At 74.5% G+C, this 14,160-nt stretch carries 15 protein-coding genes; 11 read left to right on the top strand and 4 right to left on the bottom strand.

Going from position 1 to position 14,160, the window contains the following annotated elements; genetic code table 11:
• The first annotated feature begins 50 nt into the window (after nucleotides 1–50).
• The 8 genes from ABZ573_RS06745 to ABZ573_RS06710 all read left to right on the top strand — a co-directional run bounded on the left by ABZ573_RS06745 (nucleotide 51) and on the right by ABZ573_RS06710 (nucleotide 8,467).
• Nucleotides 51–1,235 carry a histidine kinase gene (locus ABZ573_RS06745; RefSeq protein ID WP_358116349.1) on the top strand — a complete coding sequence of 395 codons (1,185 nt, stop codon included), beginning with the start codon at nucleotides 51–53 and terminating at the stop codon, nucleotides 1,233–1,235.
• 16 nt (nucleotides 1,236–1,251) lie between these two features.
• The gene (locus tag ABZ573_RS06740; RefSeq protein ID WP_327029238.1) at nucleotides 1,252–1,920 is read left to right on the top strand and encodes a response regulator transcription factor; all 669 of its coding nucleotides are present in this window, start codon (nucleotides 1,252–1,254) and stop codon (nucleotides 1,918–1,920) included.
• Between the two features lie 37 nt (nucleotides 1,921–1,957).
• Nucleotides 1,958–3,214 (top strand): helix-turn-helix domain-containing protein, encoded by a 1,257-nt coding sequence (locus ABZ573_RS06735; protein WP_151456433.1) that lies wholly within the window; start codon nucleotides 1,958–1,960, stop codon nucleotides 3,212–3,214.
• A gap of 78 nt (nucleotides 3,215–3,292) precedes the next feature.
• Nucleotides 3,293–4,462, top strand: coding sequence for an acyltransferase domain-containing protein (locus ABZ573_RS06730; protein WP_151456434.1), 1,170 nt, complete (start codon nucleotides 3,293–3,295; stop codon nucleotides 4,460–4,462).
• 58 nt (nucleotides 4,463–4,520) lie between these two features.
• Nucleotides 4,521–5,465, top strand: coding sequence for a beta-ketoacyl-ACP synthase III (locus ABZ573_RS06725; protein WP_151456435.1), 945 nt, complete (start codon nucleotides 4,521–4,523; stop codon nucleotides 5,463–5,465).
• An 83-nt stretch (nucleotides 5,466–5,548) separates the two neighbouring features.
• Nucleotides 5,549–5,788, top strand: coding sequence for an acyl carrier protein (locus tag ABZ573_RS06720; RefSeq protein WP_007072348.1), 240 nt, complete (start codon nucleotides 5,549–5,551; stop codon nucleotides 5,786–5,788).
• A gap of 2 nt (nucleotides 5,789–5,790) precedes the next feature.
• The gene (gene fabF, locus ABZ573_RS06715) at nucleotides 5,791–7,017 is read left to right on the top strand and encodes a beta-ketoacyl-ACP synthase II (RefSeq protein ID WP_327029240.1); all 1,227 of its coding nucleotides are present in this window, start codon (nucleotides 5,791–5,793) and stop codon (nucleotides 7,015–7,017) included.
• A 10-nt stretch (nucleotides 7,018–7,027) separates the two neighbouring features.
• The gene (locus ABZ573_RS06710; protein WP_327029241.1) at nucleotides 7,028–8,467 is read left to right on the top strand and encodes a carboxyl transferase domain-containing protein; all 1,440 of its coding nucleotides are present in this window, start codon (nucleotides 7,028–7,030) and stop codon (nucleotides 8,465–8,467) included.
• A gap of 57 nt (nucleotides 8,468–8,524) precedes the next feature.
• Here the strand turns inward: ABZ573_RS06710 and ABZ573_RS06705 are convergent, their stop codons facing one another.
• On the bottom strand, nucleotides 8,525–8,743 hold the full coding sequence (locus tag ABZ573_RS06705) for a hypothetical protein (RefSeq protein ID WP_151456438.1): 219 nt from the start codon (nucleotides 8,741–8,743) through the stop codon (nucleotides 8,525–8,527).
• A gap of 89 nt (nucleotides 8,744–8,832) precedes the next feature.
• Here ABZ573_RS06705 and ABZ573_RS06700 point away from each other — a divergent pair, with 89 nt between their 5' ends.
• On the top strand, nucleotides 8,833–9,732 hold the full coding sequence (locus ABZ573_RS06700) for a MerR family transcriptional regulator (protein WP_151456439.1): 900 nt from the start codon (nucleotides 8,833–8,835) through the stop codon (nucleotides 9,730–9,732).
• A gap of 74 nt (nucleotides 9,733–9,806) precedes the next feature.
• Nucleotides 9,807–10,457: a lipoprotein gene (locus ABZ573_RS06695; RefSeq protein ID WP_358116342.1), complete on the top strand. Its 651-nt coding sequence runs from the start codon at nucleotides 9,807–9,809 to the stop codon at nucleotides 10,455–10,457.
• 6 nt (nucleotides 10,458–10,463) lie between these two features.
• Here ABZ573_RS06695 and ABZ573_RS06690 read toward each other — a convergent pair whose 3' ends face one another.
• Together ABZ573_RS06690 and ABZ573_RS06685 are read right to left on the bottom strand one after the other, a co-directional pair.
• A complete protein-coding gene (locus ABZ573_RS06690; protein WP_327029243.1) occupies nucleotides 10,464–12,203 on the bottom strand; it encodes a glycoside hydrolase family 3 protein in 1,740 nt (579 codons plus the stop codon).
• A 77-nt stretch (nucleotides 12,204–12,280) separates the two neighbouring features.
• Nucleotides 12,281–12,772, bottom strand: a complete 492-nt coding sequence (locus ABZ573_RS06685) for a DUF3145 domain-containing protein (RefSeq protein WP_121400330.1) — start codon at nucleotides 12,770–12,772, stop codon at nucleotides 12,281–12,283.
• Between the two features lie 307 nt (nucleotides 12,773–13,079).
• Here ABZ573_RS06685 and ABZ573_RS06680 point away from each other — a divergent pair, with 307 nt between their 5' ends.
• Nucleotides 13,080–13,409, top strand: coding sequence for a hypothetical protein (locus ABZ573_RS06680; protein WP_358116338.1), 330 nt, complete (start codon nucleotides 13,080–13,082; stop codon nucleotides 13,407–13,409).
• Nucleotides 13,410–13,563: 154 nt separating this feature from the next.
• Here ABZ573_RS06680 and ABZ573_RS06675 read toward each other — a convergent pair whose 3' ends face one another.
• The gene (locus tag ABZ573_RS06675; protein ID WP_151456404.1) at nucleotides 13,564–14,151 is read right to left on the bottom strand and encodes a carbonic anhydrase; all 588 of its coding nucleotides are present in this window, start codon (nucleotides 14,149–14,151) and stop codon (nucleotides 13,564–13,566) included.
• Between the last annotated feature and the right edge of the window lie 9 nt (nucleotides 14,152–14,160).

The raw sequence follows: 14,160 nt of genomic DNA, 5'->3' as shown, positions 1-14,160 counted from the left end.
GGGTGGGGGTGTGGTGGGATCGGGGGGTGGGGGCGGGTGGGTGGGTGAGGGTGGCTGGGTGGGTGGGGGCCGGGACGGGCGGGCGGGACGTCATGCTGGCGTGCGCCTCCCTGGTTGGCGGGGCGGTCCTGTACGGCCTGGGCACGCAGCCGCAACTGTCCTGGCACCCGGACCTGCCGGAACCGCTGTTCCTGCTGCCGCTTGCGGTGGTCTGCACGGCGGTGGGCCTGCGCCGGGTCGCCAGCCGGGCCAGCCTGGCGCTCGGCACGGTGGCGGTGGTGGCCGACCTCGCGATGGGCGGCTCGCTGGCCACCGTCCTCGTCTACACCCAGGTGCTCTACGACGCGTGCGTGTTCGGCTCGGCCCGGACCTGGCGCCGGCTGCTCCAGGTCACGATCGGATTGAGCGTCCTCGGCACGGCGGTGGGGGTGCTGCTGAGGGGCGACTGGCGGGGCGTGGGCATCGGGGCGCCCGTGGTGCTGGCCGGGGTGCTGCCGGTGCTCACCGGGGTCAGCGTGCGGCAGTACCGGGACCAGGCGGTCGCCGAACGGGCCCGAGCCGAGCAGACGGCCCGGCTGGTGGAGCTGGACCGCCGGCAGGCCGTCGGCGCGGAGCGGGCCCGGATGGCCCGGGAGCTGCACGACGTGATCGCCAACCACCTGAGCGCGGTGGCCATCCACGCCACGGCCGCGCTCTCCGTGCCCGGGCTCGACCGGTCGCAGGTCGAGTCGGCGCTGCGGGTGATCCGGGAGAGCAGCGTGCAGGGGCTGGGCGAGATGCGGCAGATGATCGGCCTGCTGCGGGAACCGGCGGAGGGCGGGGCGGCCGTCGACGCCACCGACGAGACGACCCGGGCGCGGCTCAGCGAGGTCGACGCCCTCGTGGACCGGGTGCGCGCCGCCGGGCTGACCGTCCGGGCGACCCGACGCGGCGAGCCCCGCGCGCTGCCGGTCGGGGTGGACCTGGCCGCGTACCGGATCGTGCAGGAGTCGCTGACCAACGCGCTCAAGCACGGCGCCGGCGAGGCCGACCTGCTGGTCGCGTACGAGCCGGCAGGGGTGGTGGTGGGCGTGGAGAACCCGGTCGGCGCCGGCCGGGGCACCCTGACCGGCGCGGGCGCCGGCCTGATCGGGATGCGGGAGCGGGCGGCGCTGCTGAACGGCCGGTTCGCCGCCGGCCCGGCGGAGGGCCGCTGGCGGGTACGGGTGGAGCTGCCGACGGAGGTGGCGTCGTGAGGGGACGGGGCGTGGCATGGCCGAGGTGATCCGGGTGCTGCTCGCCGACGACCAGCCGGCGGTGCGGGCCGGGCTGGCGCTGATCCTGGCCGGTGCGGCCGGCGTCGAGGTGGTGGGTGAGGCCGAGGACGGCGCCGAGGCGGTCCGGCTGTGCCGGGAGCTGCGCCCGGACGTCGCGGTGCTGGACGTGCGGATGCCCCGGCTGGACGGCATCTCGGCCACCCGGGAGATCGCCGCCGACCGGCTCGCCGACGTGCTCGTGCTCACCACCTTCGACGTCGACGAGTACGTCTTCGGGGCGCTGCGGGCCGGCGCGGCGGGCTTCGTCCTCAAGGACATCGACGCGGCGGGCCTGGTGGCGGCGGTGCGGACGGTCGCCCGGGGCGAGGGGTTCATCGCCCCGGCGGTCACCCGCCGCCTGATCACCGAGTTCGCGGCGACCGCCCCCACCACCTCCGCCGCGGCCCGGCAGGCGGTGGACGCGCTGACCCCCCGGGAGCGCGACGTGCTGGCCTGCCTCGGGCTCGGCCTGTCCAACCAGCAGGTCGCCGACCGGTTGGCGATGGCCGAGAGCACCACCAAGACCCACGTCAGCCGGATCCTCGCCAAGCTGGACCTGCGCAGCCGGGTGCAGGCCGCCATCCTGGCCCAGGAGCTGGGACTGCCCGTCCCGCCGCCGGCCTGACCCACCGCCGCAGGTCGGGGCGTGTCAGGCTGGGGCGGTGAGCGAGCCGGGCGGGACGGAACTGTCGGCCACGCTGCGCCGGATCGAGCGGGCGGCGGGGGCGCTGGCCAGCGCCAGCGTGGCCCGGATGGACGAGGCGTTGCCCTGGTTCCGCGACCTGCCGCCCGACCACCGCTCCTGGGTGATGCTGGTGGCCCAGGCCGGCGCCCGGTCGCTGGTGCAGTGGCTGCGCGACGGCGGCGGCACGGCGGACAGCACCCAGGAGGTCTCGGACGAGGTCTTCGCCACCGCGCCGCAGGCGCTCGCCCGATCGATCAGCCTCCAGCAGACCGTCGCGCTGGTGAAGGTGATGATCGACGTCGTCGAGGAGCAGGTCTCGCACCTGGCGGCGAAGGGCGAGGAACAGCAGTTGCGCGAGGCGGTGCTGCGGTTCTCCCGGGAGATCGCCTTCGCCGCCGCCCGGGTGTACGCCCGGGCCGCCGAGTCGCGCGGCTCCTGGGACGCCCGGTTGCAGGCGTTGCTGGTGGACGCGCTGCTGCGGGGCGACTCGCCGGACGTGCTGGCGAGCCGGGCGGCGGCGCTCGGCTGGGCGGACGCCCCGCCGGTGGCGGTGGCGGTCGGCCGCTCCCCCGGCGGGGAGGTCTCCGCCGTGCTGCACACCGTCCACCGGCAGGCCCGGCGCATCGGCACGGAGGTGATCGGCGGGGTGCACGGCGATCGGCTGGTCATCGTGCTGGGCGGCGCCGCCGACCCGGTCGCGGCCACCGGCAAGCTGCTCGGCGCCTTCGGGGACGGGCCGGTGGTGGTCGGTCCGGCCGTGCCGAGCCTGGACGAGGCGACCGAGTCGGCGCGCGCCGCGCTGGCCGGCTTCCGGGCCGCACCGGCCTGGCCGACCGCGCCCCGGCCGGTGCCGGCGGACGACCTGCTGCCGGAGCGGGCGCTGGCGGGGGACGCGGAGGCGCGCCGGCGGCTGCGGCACGACGTCTACGCCGCGCTGGTGCGGGCCGGCGGGGAACTGCTGGAGACCCTCGACGCCTTCTTCGCGGCCGGCGGCACGCTGGAGAGCGCCGCGCGCTCCCTCTTCGTGCACCCGAACACCGTGCGCTACCGGCTGCGGCGGATCTCGGACGTCACCGGCTTCTCGCCGCTCGCCGCGCGGGACGCCTTCGCGCTCCAGGTGGCCCTCACCGTCGGTCGGCTCGACCCGGTGGTCCCGGTGGTACCAACTCAGACAATGACTCCGAACGCCAGCAAAACGCCACACACAGGTGATGATCGCCGCCGATTTTTGTAGGAACCCTCCAAAGGTTCTAGTGCGGTTTGGTCGAGGGCGGCACAGCGCTACCCGCGCGTATCCGGGAGAGTCATAGGAGTGCTCGCCGTACTCTCGCCCGGCCAGGGTTCCCAGAAACCCGGCTTCCTGACTCCCTGGCTGGACCTCACCGGCGCCGAAGCACGTCTGCGCTGGTGGTCGGCGCTGGCCGGGGTCGACCTGGTGCACCTCGGCACCGCCGCCGACGCGGACGAGATCAGGGACACCGCGCGGACCCAGCCGCTGCTGGTCGCCGCCGCGCTGCTGGCCGCCGAGCACCTGCCGATGTACGACGTCACGCTCACCGTCGGCCACAGCGTCGGCGAGCTGGGCGCGGCGGCGCTCGCCGGGGTGCTCCCGGCGGAGGCGGCGATCACCCTGGCCGGCGTACGCGGGCGGGAGATGGCCGCGGCCTGCGCCCTGGAGCCGACCGGGATGGCCGCCGTGCTGGGCGGGGACCCCGACGAGGTGCTCGCCTCGATCGTCGCGCACGGGCTGCACCCGGCCAACCGCAACGGCGCCGGCCAGTTCGTCGCCGCCGGCTCCGTCGAGGGGCTGGAGAAGCTCGCCGCCGAGCCGCCGGCCAAGGCCCGGGTGATCCGCCTGAAGGTGGCCGGCGCCTTCCACACGCCGTACATGGCCCCCGCCGAGACTGCGCTGGCCGCCGTGGCCGCCGGGATCACCCCGAGCGACCCGGCCCGGATCCTGCTGTCGAATCTCGACGGGGCCGCGGTCAACCACGGGCGCGACATGGTGCAGCGCCTGGTCCGCCAGGTCACCGCGCCGGTGCGCTGGGACCTCTGCATGCGCACCCTGGCCGACCTCGGGGTGACCGGCGTGATCGAGCTGCCCCCGGCCGGCACCCTCGCGGGCCTGGTCAAGCGGGAGCTGAAGGGGGCCGGGGCCCCCGAGGTGGTCACCCTGAACACCCCGGACGACCTGCCCGCCGCCCGGGACCTGATCGCCCGGCACGGCATGGCGCCGGGCCACGAGCCGACCATGCACTTCCGCGTGGTGGTGGCCCCGTCGGCCGGCACCTTCGAGCCGGCACGGGAGCTCACCGAGGGCGACACGCTCCGCGCCGGCCAGGTCGTCGGCCACGTGGCCACCCGGCAGGGCCCGGTCGAGGTGACCGCCCACGGCAGCGGTGTGCTCACCGAGTGGCTCGCCCACCACGACGACCCGGTCGCGCCGGGCCAACCGCTCGTCCGCATCGGAGGTCACGTGTGAGCGCGAGGAATGAGCCGGTCCTGCGAGTCCCGCAGTCGCGAACGGAAGGACAGCTCTGATGACCGGCAGTCGGATCGTCGCGATGGGGCACTACCAGCCCTCCCGCGTGGTCACCAACGACGACATCGCCCAACTGGTCGAGACCAGCGACGAGTGGATCCGGGACCGGGTCGGCATCGTCACCCGGCGGATCGCCGACGGTGAGACGGTCGCCGACATGGCCGCCGCCGCCGCCGGCAAGGCACTGGCCAACTCCGGGCTCACCGCCGCCGACATCGACCTGGTCGTGGTGGCGACGTGCAGCTCCGCCGATCGCAGCCCGAACGTGGCCTGCCGGGTCGCCGCCAAGCTCGGCATCACCGCGCCCGGGGCGTTCGACCTCAACACGGCCTGCTCCGGCTTCGCGTACGCGCTGGGCACCGTGGACCACGCCATCCGGGCCGGCGCCTCGCGCAACGCCCTGGTCATCGGCGCGGAGAAGCTGTCCGACATCGTCGACTGGACGGACCGCTCCACCTGCATCATCTTCGCCGACGGCGCCGGGGCCGCCGTGGTGTCGGCCGTCGGCGAGGGCGAGCCCGCCGGCGTCGGCCCGGTGGTCTGGGGCTCGGTGCCGGAAAAGGGCGACGCGGTACGCATCGAGGGCTGGCGCCCGTCCATCCAGCAGGAGGGGCAGTCGGTCTTCCGCTGGGCCACGACGGAGCTGGCGCCGCTGGCCCGGCAGGCGTGCGAGCGCGCCGGGGTGGACCCGTCGGAGCTGGCGGCCTTCGTGCCGCACCAGGCCAACGCCCGGATCATCGACGGCATCGCGAAGCGGCTCGGCATCCCGAACGCGATCATCGCCAAGGACATCGTCGAGTCCGGCAACACCTCGGCGGCGAGCGTGCCGCTGGCCCTGTCCAAGCTGGTCGAGCGGCGGGAGGTGCCCTCCGGCGCCCCGGTGCTGCTCTTCGGCTTCGGCGGTGGCCTGACCTATGCCGGTCAGGTCGTCCGCTGCCCCTGAAAGCCCCTCCGGCCGCTGCGCCGGGGAGTGACGGTCGGCGTCGTCGGCCGTCGAATGATCCACGATGAGAGGAACCAACCGCAATGACCCGTGACGAGATCACCGCCGGCCTCGCCGAGATCCTCGAAGAGGTTGCCGGGGTGAACCCGGACGACGTGGCCGAGGGGAAGTCCTTCACCGACGACCTGGACGTCGACTCGCTCTCCATGGTGGAGGTCGTGGTGGCGGCCGAGGAGAAGTTCGGCGTCAAGATCCCGGACAACGAGGTGCAGAACCTGAAGACCGTCGGGGACGCCGTCAGCTACATCGAGGCGCAGTCCTGATCATGGCTCACACCGACGTCGTCGTCACCGGGCTCGGCGCGACCACCCCGCTGGGCGGGGACGTCGCGTCGACCTGGGACGCCATGCTCGCCGGCCGCTCCGGGGTGGGTCCGCTCACCCAGGAGTGGGCCGAGCAACTGCCGGTCCGGATCGCCGCCCGGCTCGCGGTCGAGCCGACCGGCCTGATCGACCGGGTCAAGCTCCGCCGGCTCGACCGGTCCGAGGCGATCGCGATCATCGCGGCGCAGCAGGCCTGGGCGGACTCCGGCCTGGCCGACTCCGGGCTGGACCCGGAGCGGCTGGGCGTCAGCGTCGGCTCCGGCATCGGCGGCGCGCTGACGCTGCTCGCCCAGGACGACATCCTGGAGGCGTCGGGCCCGCGGCGGGTCTCCCCGCACACGATCCCGATGCTGATGCCGAACGGCCCCGCCGCCTGGGTGGGGCTGGAGCTGGGCGCGAAGGCCGGGGTGCACTCGGTGGCCAGCGCCTGCGCGACCGGCGCCGAGGCGATCGCGCTCGGCATGGACATGATCCGTGCCGGCCGGGCCGACGTCGTGGTGGCCGGCGGCACCGAGGCGGTCATCCACCAGCTGCCGATCGCCGGGTTCAGTTCGATGCGGGCGATGTCGACCCGCAACGACGAGCCGGAGCGGGCCTCCCGGCCGTGGGACAAGGGCCGCGACGGCTTCGTGCTGGGTGAGGGCGCGGGCATCGTGGTGCTGGAGCGGGCGGAGCACGCCGCCGCCCGGGGCGCCCGGGTCTACGCCCGGCTGGCCGGCGCCGGACTCACCTCCGACGGCTACGACATCGTCCAGCCGCACCCGGAGGGCGAGGGCGCGATCCGGGCGATCGCGAAGGCGATCGCGGACGCGGGCGTCGCCAGGGCGGACATCGTGCACGTCAACGCGCACGCCACGTCGACCCCGGTCGGGGACGTCGCGGAGATCACCGCGCTGCGCGCGGCGCTGGGTGACCACCCGGTGCTGACCTCGACCAAGTCGATGTCCGGTCACCTGCTGGGCGCGGCGGGCGCGCTGGAGTCGATCGCCACCATCCTGGCGATCCGCGACAGTGTCGTACCGCCGACGATCAACCTGGAGGACCCCGACGACGGGCTCACCCTGGACGTGGCCGCCAACGAGGCGCGCCACATGGACATCCCCGCCGCGCTGAACAACTCGTTCGGCTTCGGCGGGCACAACGTGGCTCTCGTCTTCACGCGGGCCTGAGACCACAGCCATGGAGGCTCACGTGACCACCACCGCCGTTGGCGTGGACACCTCGTCCGTCGCGGACCATCGGGATCCGGAGGTTCGGCTCCGGGCGTTGTTCGACGCCGGTTCGTTGCGGCTGTCGGTGCCACGGGACACCTCGGGTGTGCTGTGGGCGCGCGGTGAGGTCGAGGGCTCGCCGGTCGTCGCGTACGCCACGGACGCGACGCGGATGGGCGGGGCGATGGGCACCGAGGGGTGCCGGCACGTCGTGGACGCGATCGACACCGCGGTGCGGGAGCGGGTGCCGGTGATCGGGTTGTGGCACTCGGGTGGTGCGCGGTTGGCCGAGGGCGTGGTCGCCCTGGACGCGGTGGGTCAGGTGTTCGCGGCGATGGTGCGGGCCTCGGGGCGGGTGCCGCAGATCTCCACGGTGCTGGGCCCGGCGGCCGGTGGCGCCGCGTACGGGCCGGCGCTGACCGACATCGTGGTGATGAGCGGTGCGGGTCGGATCTTCGTGACCGGCCCGGAGGTGGTCCGCAGCGTCACCGGAGAGCAGGTCGACATGGCCCGCCTCGGTGGGCCCGAGCCGCACGGCCGCCGCTCCGGGGTGGTCCACGTGACCTGCGCCGACGACGAGACGGCGCTGGCCGAGACGCGCAAGCTCGCCGCGCTGCTCGGCCGGCAGGGGCGCCTGTCGCCCGACGACGTGTCCGCCCAGGACGAGGGGGGACACGACCTGACGGCGAAGATGCCGGTCGAGACGAACCGGGCGTACGACGTGAAGCCGGTGGTGAAGGCGCTGCTGGACGCCCCCGGGGTGGAACTGCACGCCAAGTGGGCGCCGAACGTCGTGACCACCCTGGGTCGCTTCGCCGGGCGTACCGTCGGGGTGATCGCGAACAACCCGCTGCGCCTGGGCGGCTGTCTGGACGCCTCCAGCGCCGAGAAGGCCGCCCGGTTCGTGCGCATGTGCGACTCCCTCGGCGTACCGCTGATCGTCCTGGTCGACGTCCCCGGCTACCTGCCCGGTCTGGGTCAGGAGTGGGACGGCGTCGTCCGCCGGGGCGCGAAGCTCCTGCACGCCTTCGCCGAGGCCGTCGTGCCCCGGGTCACCCTGGTCACCCGCAAGGCCTACGGCGGGGCGTACATCGCGATGAACTCCCGCTCCCTGGGTGCCACCGCAGTGTTCGCCTGGCCCAACGCGGAGGTCGCGGTGATGGGCGCCGGCGCCGCCGTCAACATCCTGCACCGCAAGAAGCTCGCCGCCGCCCCGGCCGAGGAGCGCGAGGCGCTGCGCGCGCAGCTCGTCGAGGAGCAGACCCGTATCGCCGGCGGCGTCAACCGGGCCCTCGAGATCGGCGTCGTGGACGACGTGATCACCCCGGCCGAGACCCGCCGCCGCATCGCCGAAGCCCTCGCCGCCGCCCCGGCGGCCCGGGGCGCGCACGGCAACATCCCGCTGTAGCCGCACAGACCGCCGTGGGGCCCGCGCTCAGCACGAGCGCGGGCCCTTGCGCGTCGTTCAGCCCCGGTTGCGGGGGTGCTGGCGGGCGGTCCGCTCGTTGCCCCGGCGGTAGTTGCCGGTCCACCGGGCCATCACGAGCTGCGGGTCGCCGTCGACCTCGGCGAGGAACTCCGCCGCCCGGCCGCCGCGCAGGGTGCCCGCCGCCCGGCCGTGGTGGGTGATCACGACCGTGCCGTCCGGCCGCTCGACGTACGCGAAACCCTCTGCTGTCCCCATGGGCGCACAGGGTGCCAGGTGGGACGGCCGAGGGCGACCCGGTTTTCCCGCTTGACTCTCCAGCGGCTGGAGACAGGAGGCTCATCGACGTGGCCGACCGCACCGACCTGTTCACCATCGGGCAACTCGCCCGCCGGACCGGCCTGTCCGTCCGGACGATCCGCTTCTGGTCCGACCTCGACCTGCTCCCGCCCACCGCCCGGTCCACCGGCGGCTACCGCCTCTACGACGCGGCGGCCGTGGCCCGGCTGGACCTCGTCCGGAGCCTGCGGGAGCTGGGGATCGGCCTGGACGACGTCCGCCGGATCCTCCAGCGGCGGACGAGCGTCCGGGAGGTGGCCCTGGCACACAGCCGCGCCCTGGACGCGGAGATCCGCACCCTGCGGCTGCGCCGGGCGGTGTTGCGGTCGGTCGCCCGACGTGGCAGCACGACCGAGGAGTTGAGACTGATGAACGACCTGGCCCGCCTCTCCGCCCGCGAGCGGCAACGGATCATCGACGAGTTCGTCGCCGAGGTCTTCGGTGGCGTGGAGCCCGGTCCCGGCGGCGACGGGCTGGCCCGGGCGATGCGGACGCTCCCCGCCGACCTGCCCGACGAGCCCACCGACGAGGAGGTGGACGCCTGGGTCGAGCTGGCCGGGCTGGTCGCCGACCCCGCCTTCCGGCTACGGGTACGGGCGATGGCGGTGGCCGGGGCGGCGGCGACGTCCCCGCCGCCGGCGATGCCCTCCGTCGAGCCGGCACGCGCCGCGCTCGCCGCCGGGATCGCCCCGGACTCCGGGCGGGCGCGGGCGGTGCTCGACGAGATGGTGGACCCGGGGCTGTCCCGCGCCGAACGGCTCGCGCTCGCCGACGGCATCGCGACCTTCACCGACCGGCAGGTGGAGCGGTACTGGCAGCTGATCGGGGTGCTCAACCGGCGGCCCCCGTTCCCGCCCGCGGTGCCCGCCGTGGAGTGGCTGGTGGCCGCCCTGCGCGCGGCACCGTAGATCAACCGGATTGACGCCGCCGCCCCGCGCCGCTTTGATGAGCCGGCTCTCGTCGTCAACGGGGAATGGACACCATGCAACGTCGTACCCGCGCCGCCGTGCTCGCGGTGCTCACCATCGGACTGACCGGCGGCTGCGCCGACGGGAAGGAGGCGCCGTCGGCCGGTGGTTCCCCGTCGGCCTCGCCGAGCGTCACCGCCTCGCCGGTGACCCCCGGCCCGCCCTGGCACGACGAGGTGGTGGCGGCTCCCGCCGGGACCACGGTGGGCGGCAAGGGTACGCCCTGCGAGCTGCCGGTCACCTTCTCGGTGCCGGCGAGGTGGAAGGTCGAGGCGGTGAAGGGCTCGGCAAAGTTCGGCGAGCCCCGCCTCGGCAAGGCCCTCATGCTGTGCGAGATCAACGCCCGGCCGACCGGCTCCACCGGGTTCCTGCGGGTGTGGCGGGTCGACGGGGTCGCCGGCGGCGCACAGGAGCACCTCAAGTACTTCCTCGACGCCTACTCGCCGGAGGCCGCGGACGCGGAGTACCGGCGGGTGAAGGCCGGCACCGTCGACGCCGTCGAGGCGAGCTACCCCAAGGAGGACGGCGGCACGGTCCACGACCGGGCCATCGCGATCTCCTCCCTCTACGGTCCGATCGTGCTGAGCCTGGACACCTCGGACCCCGTGGAGCTGCTGCCGGCGTACCAGCTGGTCAAGCAGTCGGCCCGGATCAACCGGGACTGACGCGGCTCAGGCGCCGCAGGTCGTGGCGGACAGGCCGGTCACCGGCACCGGGGACCGGCCGCCCGGTCGGGTCTTGCCGGCCAGCACCCCGGCCAGGGCGGTCATCGACACCCGGCTGGAGGAGTAGGTCGCCAGGAGGGTCGGCGACTTGGCCTTCGCCAGCACGTACGGGGTGTCCATGGCGACCGTGACGGCGGCGTCGGCGCGCAGGTCGCCGGCGCCGTCGCCGTACCCGACGAGGTGCACCACCGTGCCGCCGCCGGCCACCACCTTGACCCCGGCCGCCTTGAGCGCCTCGGTCAGTGCCGCCCGCGTGTGCTCGCGCCCGCCGGAGGCGGTCACGGTCACCGGCCCCCGTACGCCGCCGCCGCAGGCGCCCCGCAGCACCGTCACCGCCGCCGCGGCCAGGTCCTCCGCCGCCTTGCGGTGCGCCGGGCCGGCCAGCGTGGACAGCTCGGGCGTGGGCCGGTCGGCCAGCTTGAACTTCATCGTCAGCACCCGGGTCGCGGCCTCGACGAGGCGGGTCCGGGGCAGCGACTTGTCGCGGAGCGCGGCGAGCAGCCCGTCGTACGCCTGACGGACGTTCGGCGGCATGAGGATGAGGTCGTTGCCCGCCTTCAGCGCGCGCACGGCGGCCTCACCCGGCGACCAGCGCTTGGCCGGCGGCATGTTCATCCCGTCGGTGATCACCACGCCCTGGAAGCCCAGCTGGCCACGGAGCACGTCGGTGAGCAGCTTGTGCGAGAAGGTCGCCGCGGTGCCCGGGTCCACCGACCGCGCGTCGAGGTGGGCGGACATCACGGCCATCGTGCCCGCGTCGATGGCGGCGGAGAAGGGCGGCCACGCCCCGGTCTCCAGCGTCCGGCGGGGCTGGTCGAGCACCGGCAGTCCCTCGTGGGAGTCGGCGGCGCTGTGCCCGTGCCCCGGGAAGTGCTTGACGGTGGCCGCGACGCCCGCGGCCTGCAGGCCCCGGACCGCGCCCGCGACCTGCCCCGCCGTCACCTTCGGGTCCGCACCGTACGACCGGGAACCGATCACGGTGCTGCGGGTGGCGAGCACGTCGGCGACGGGGGCGAAGTCGAGGTTGATCCCCATCGCGGCGAGTTCGGTGCCGGCCGCCCGCCAGGCGGCCTCGGTCAGCTCCGGTCGTCCGGCGGCGCCGGCGGCGAGGGCGCTGGGCAGCAGGGTCACGCCGTCGGTGATCCGGGTGACCACGCCGTGCTCCTGGTCGGTGCCGATCAGGAAGGGCGCCGGCCCGGCGGGCAGCCGACCGGCGGCCGCGCGCAGGCCGTCGGTGAGCGCGCGAACCTGCTTCGGGTTGTCGACGTTTGTCGTCTCCTGGTTGCCCTTGGTCGGGTCGTCGGCGCTGAAGCCGACCAGGATCAGCCCGCCGAGCCGGTACTTCTCGACCATCTGGGCGGGGGTGTCCACCCCGGCCAGTGCCTGGTTGCCGGCCGCCGAGCCGGGCGAGACCCTGGTGGCCGCGTCGCCGTAGGCGTACGGCATCAGCACCTGGCCGACGAGGTCCTCGTCGGCGAGCGAGGCCACGAGGGCGGCGGCGCGGGCGGCGGGGTCGGTGCCGGGGACGCTCGCGGCGGGTGTCGGGGTGGCCGTCGGGGCGGCGGCGCTCGTCGGTGCCGGGTCGGGGCGGCGGTCCGCCGGCCCGGAGCACCCGGAGACGAGCAGTGCGGTCAGAGCGGCGAACGCGACGCCGGCACGTCGCGGGGTAGTCGACACGCGGCCCATCCCACCAGTTCACCCCTTATCGGGGCAACTTGACCTTCACCCGCCAGGATGAGTCGGCCCCGGTCCGGGCCCCGGCGTCAGCCGACGCGGGTGAGCAGGGTCACCGGCGCGCCGTCGCCGGCGTACCGGTAGGGCTCCAGCTCGGCGTCCCACGCCGTGCCGAGCGCCTTGTCGAGGGCGTGCGCGAGGGCCTCGGGGGCCCGCGCGCCCGCCATGATGCTGCGCAGGCGGTCCTCGCCGAGCTGGATGTCGCCGGCCGCGCCGACGCTCGCCCGGAACAGGCCGCGTCCGGGCACGTACATGAAGCGCTCGCCGTCGGCGCCGGGGCTCGGTTCCTCGGTGACCTCGAAACGGATCATGGGCCACTGCCGGAGGGCAGCAGCCAGCTCGGCGCCCGTCCCCGGACGACCGGTCCACCCGCACTCGGCCCGGCGTGCGCCGGGGTCGACGGGCTGAGCCGTCCACTGCAGGTTGACCGGCGCGGCGAGGACGCGCGCGATCGCCCACTCGACGTGTGAGCACACGGCGAGCGGGGTCGAGTGGACGTATACGACGCCACGCGTTGGCACGGTGACCTCCCGGAGAGCGAGGTGCGTCTTCCCCTACGACCTCGACCACCCGAGTGGTTGCTGGAACACATGATGACTGGTGTGACGGATGATGCGCCAGGGAATCGGAAAATTCGCGGGTCGGAATAGTCGGACGGGCACCCCGGTTGACCCCTCACGACGCGGTGACCAGCCAGGGACCGCGGTCGTGTACAGTTCCATCGGCGGCCTGTGCCGCGCACATCTTCCGCGGGCCCACCCACCAGGGTGTCGTCCGCACAGCCCCCGGACGTTCCGTCCTCCCGTACGTCTTGCAAGGAGTACCTCCGTGGCGAGCAACACCTCTAAGACCGCGCGCGCGTCAGTCCGGGCCGGCCAGGCTGGCCAGGGTGGCGCCCTCAGCGTGCTGGGCGAGTTCAAGTACCTCATCCCGCTCAACGGCGGCAAGCACGCCTACGTGCGGAACCTGACCAACGGCAAGACCGCGCACCTGCGCACCGACTCCGACGCCTTCGTCGAGGAGATCCGGGTGCTGGCCGCCGCCGGCCACGCCGCGAAGATCCGCGCCGAGATCAACAACCTCAACACCACCCACCCGGGTGACGGCTGGGACGCCACCGAGAAGCGCCTCGTCGAGGCCGGCGTCTTCGAGGGCTGACCCTCCCCACCCACGCGACACCGGAACCGCCCGCCGGCACCCCCGGCGGGCGGTTCCGCGTTCCCGCCCTCCACCCCGTTGATCATGAAGTTGTTGCGCTCCGCCCCGGCGTGTCGCGACAACAACTTCATGATCAACGGGGTGGGGGGAGCTTCTACGGCTCCAGCAGGGTCACCTCGCCGGTGGTCAGGTCGTAGAGGGCGCCGACCACCGTCAGGCGGCCGGCGGCGACCGGGACGGCGAGCCGGTCGTCGGCGCGCAGGGCGGCGACCGTACGGAGCACGTGCCGGCGGACCGCCATCGGGTGCACCCGGGGGTCGTCGACGCCCACCTCGGTCACCGCCGGGGCGATCTGGTCGACGAGGTGGGCCAGCGCGCCGCCCGGCGACCGCCCGCCACGCAACGCGTCCACGGCGGAGGCCACCGCGCCGCACCGTTCGTGCCCGAGCACCATCACCAGCGGCACGCCCAGCTCACCGACCACGTACTCGATGGAGCCGAGCACCGCCCGGTCCAGTACGTGCCCACCGGTGCGGATCACGCAGATCGAGCCGAAGGTCTGGTCGAAGATCGCCTCCAGCGGCACCCGCGAGTCGATGCAGCCGAGCAGTACCGCGTACGGCTGCTGGTCGCCTGAGGCCGCCGCGGCGGCGGTGACGTCGTGGCCGTGCACCGGCTGGCCGCTGACGAAGCGGCGGTTGCCAGCGAGCAGCTCGGCCAGCGCGGCCCGGGGCGACCCCATGCCCTCAGC

Source organism: Micromonospora sp. NPDC007220 (assembly GCF_040634035.1).
Taxonomy (GTDB): domain Bacteria; phylum Actinomycetota; class Actinomycetes; order Mycobacteriales; family Micromonosporaceae; genus Micromonospora; species Micromonospora reichwaldensis.
This window is presented reverse-complemented; position numbering and strand designations above follow the sequence as displayed.

Coding starts and splice junctions, on each gene's coding strand:
- ABZ573_RS06740 (WP_327029238.1), top strand. CDS start 1,252: ATGGCCGAGGTGATCCGGGTGCTGCTCGCCGACGACCAGCCGGCGGTG.
- ABZ573_RS06725 (WP_151456435.1), top strand. CDS start 4,521: ATGACCGGCAGTCGGATCGTCGCGATGGGGCACTACCAGCCCTCCCGC.
- ABZ573_RS06720 (WP_007072348.1), top strand. CDS start 5,549: ATGACCCGTGACGAGATCACCGCCGGCCTCGCCGAGATCCTCGAAGAG.
- fabF (WP_327029240.1), top strand. CDS start 5,791: ATGGCTCACACCGACGTCGTCGTCACCGGGCTCGGCGCGACCACCCCG.
- ABZ573_RS06710 (WP_327029241.1), top strand. CDS start 7,028: ATGGAGGCTCACGTGACCACCACCGCCGTTGGCGTGGACACCTCGTCC.
- ABZ573_RS06705 (WP_151456438.1), bottom strand. CDS start 8,743: ATGGGGACAGCAGAGGGTTTCGCGTACGTCGAGCGGCCGGACGGCACG.
- ABZ573_RS06695 (WP_358116342.1), top strand. CDS start 9,807: ATGCAACGTCGTACCCGCGCCGCCGTGCTCGCGGTGCTCACCATCGGA.
- ABZ573_RS06690 (WP_327029243.1), bottom strand. CDS start 12,203: ATGGGCCGCGTGTCGACTACCCCGCGACGTGCCGGCGTCGCGTTCGCC.
- ABZ573_RS06675 (WP_151456404.1), bottom strand. CDS start 14,151: ATGGGGTCGCCCCGGGCCGCGCTGGCCGAGCTGCTCGCTGGCAACCGC.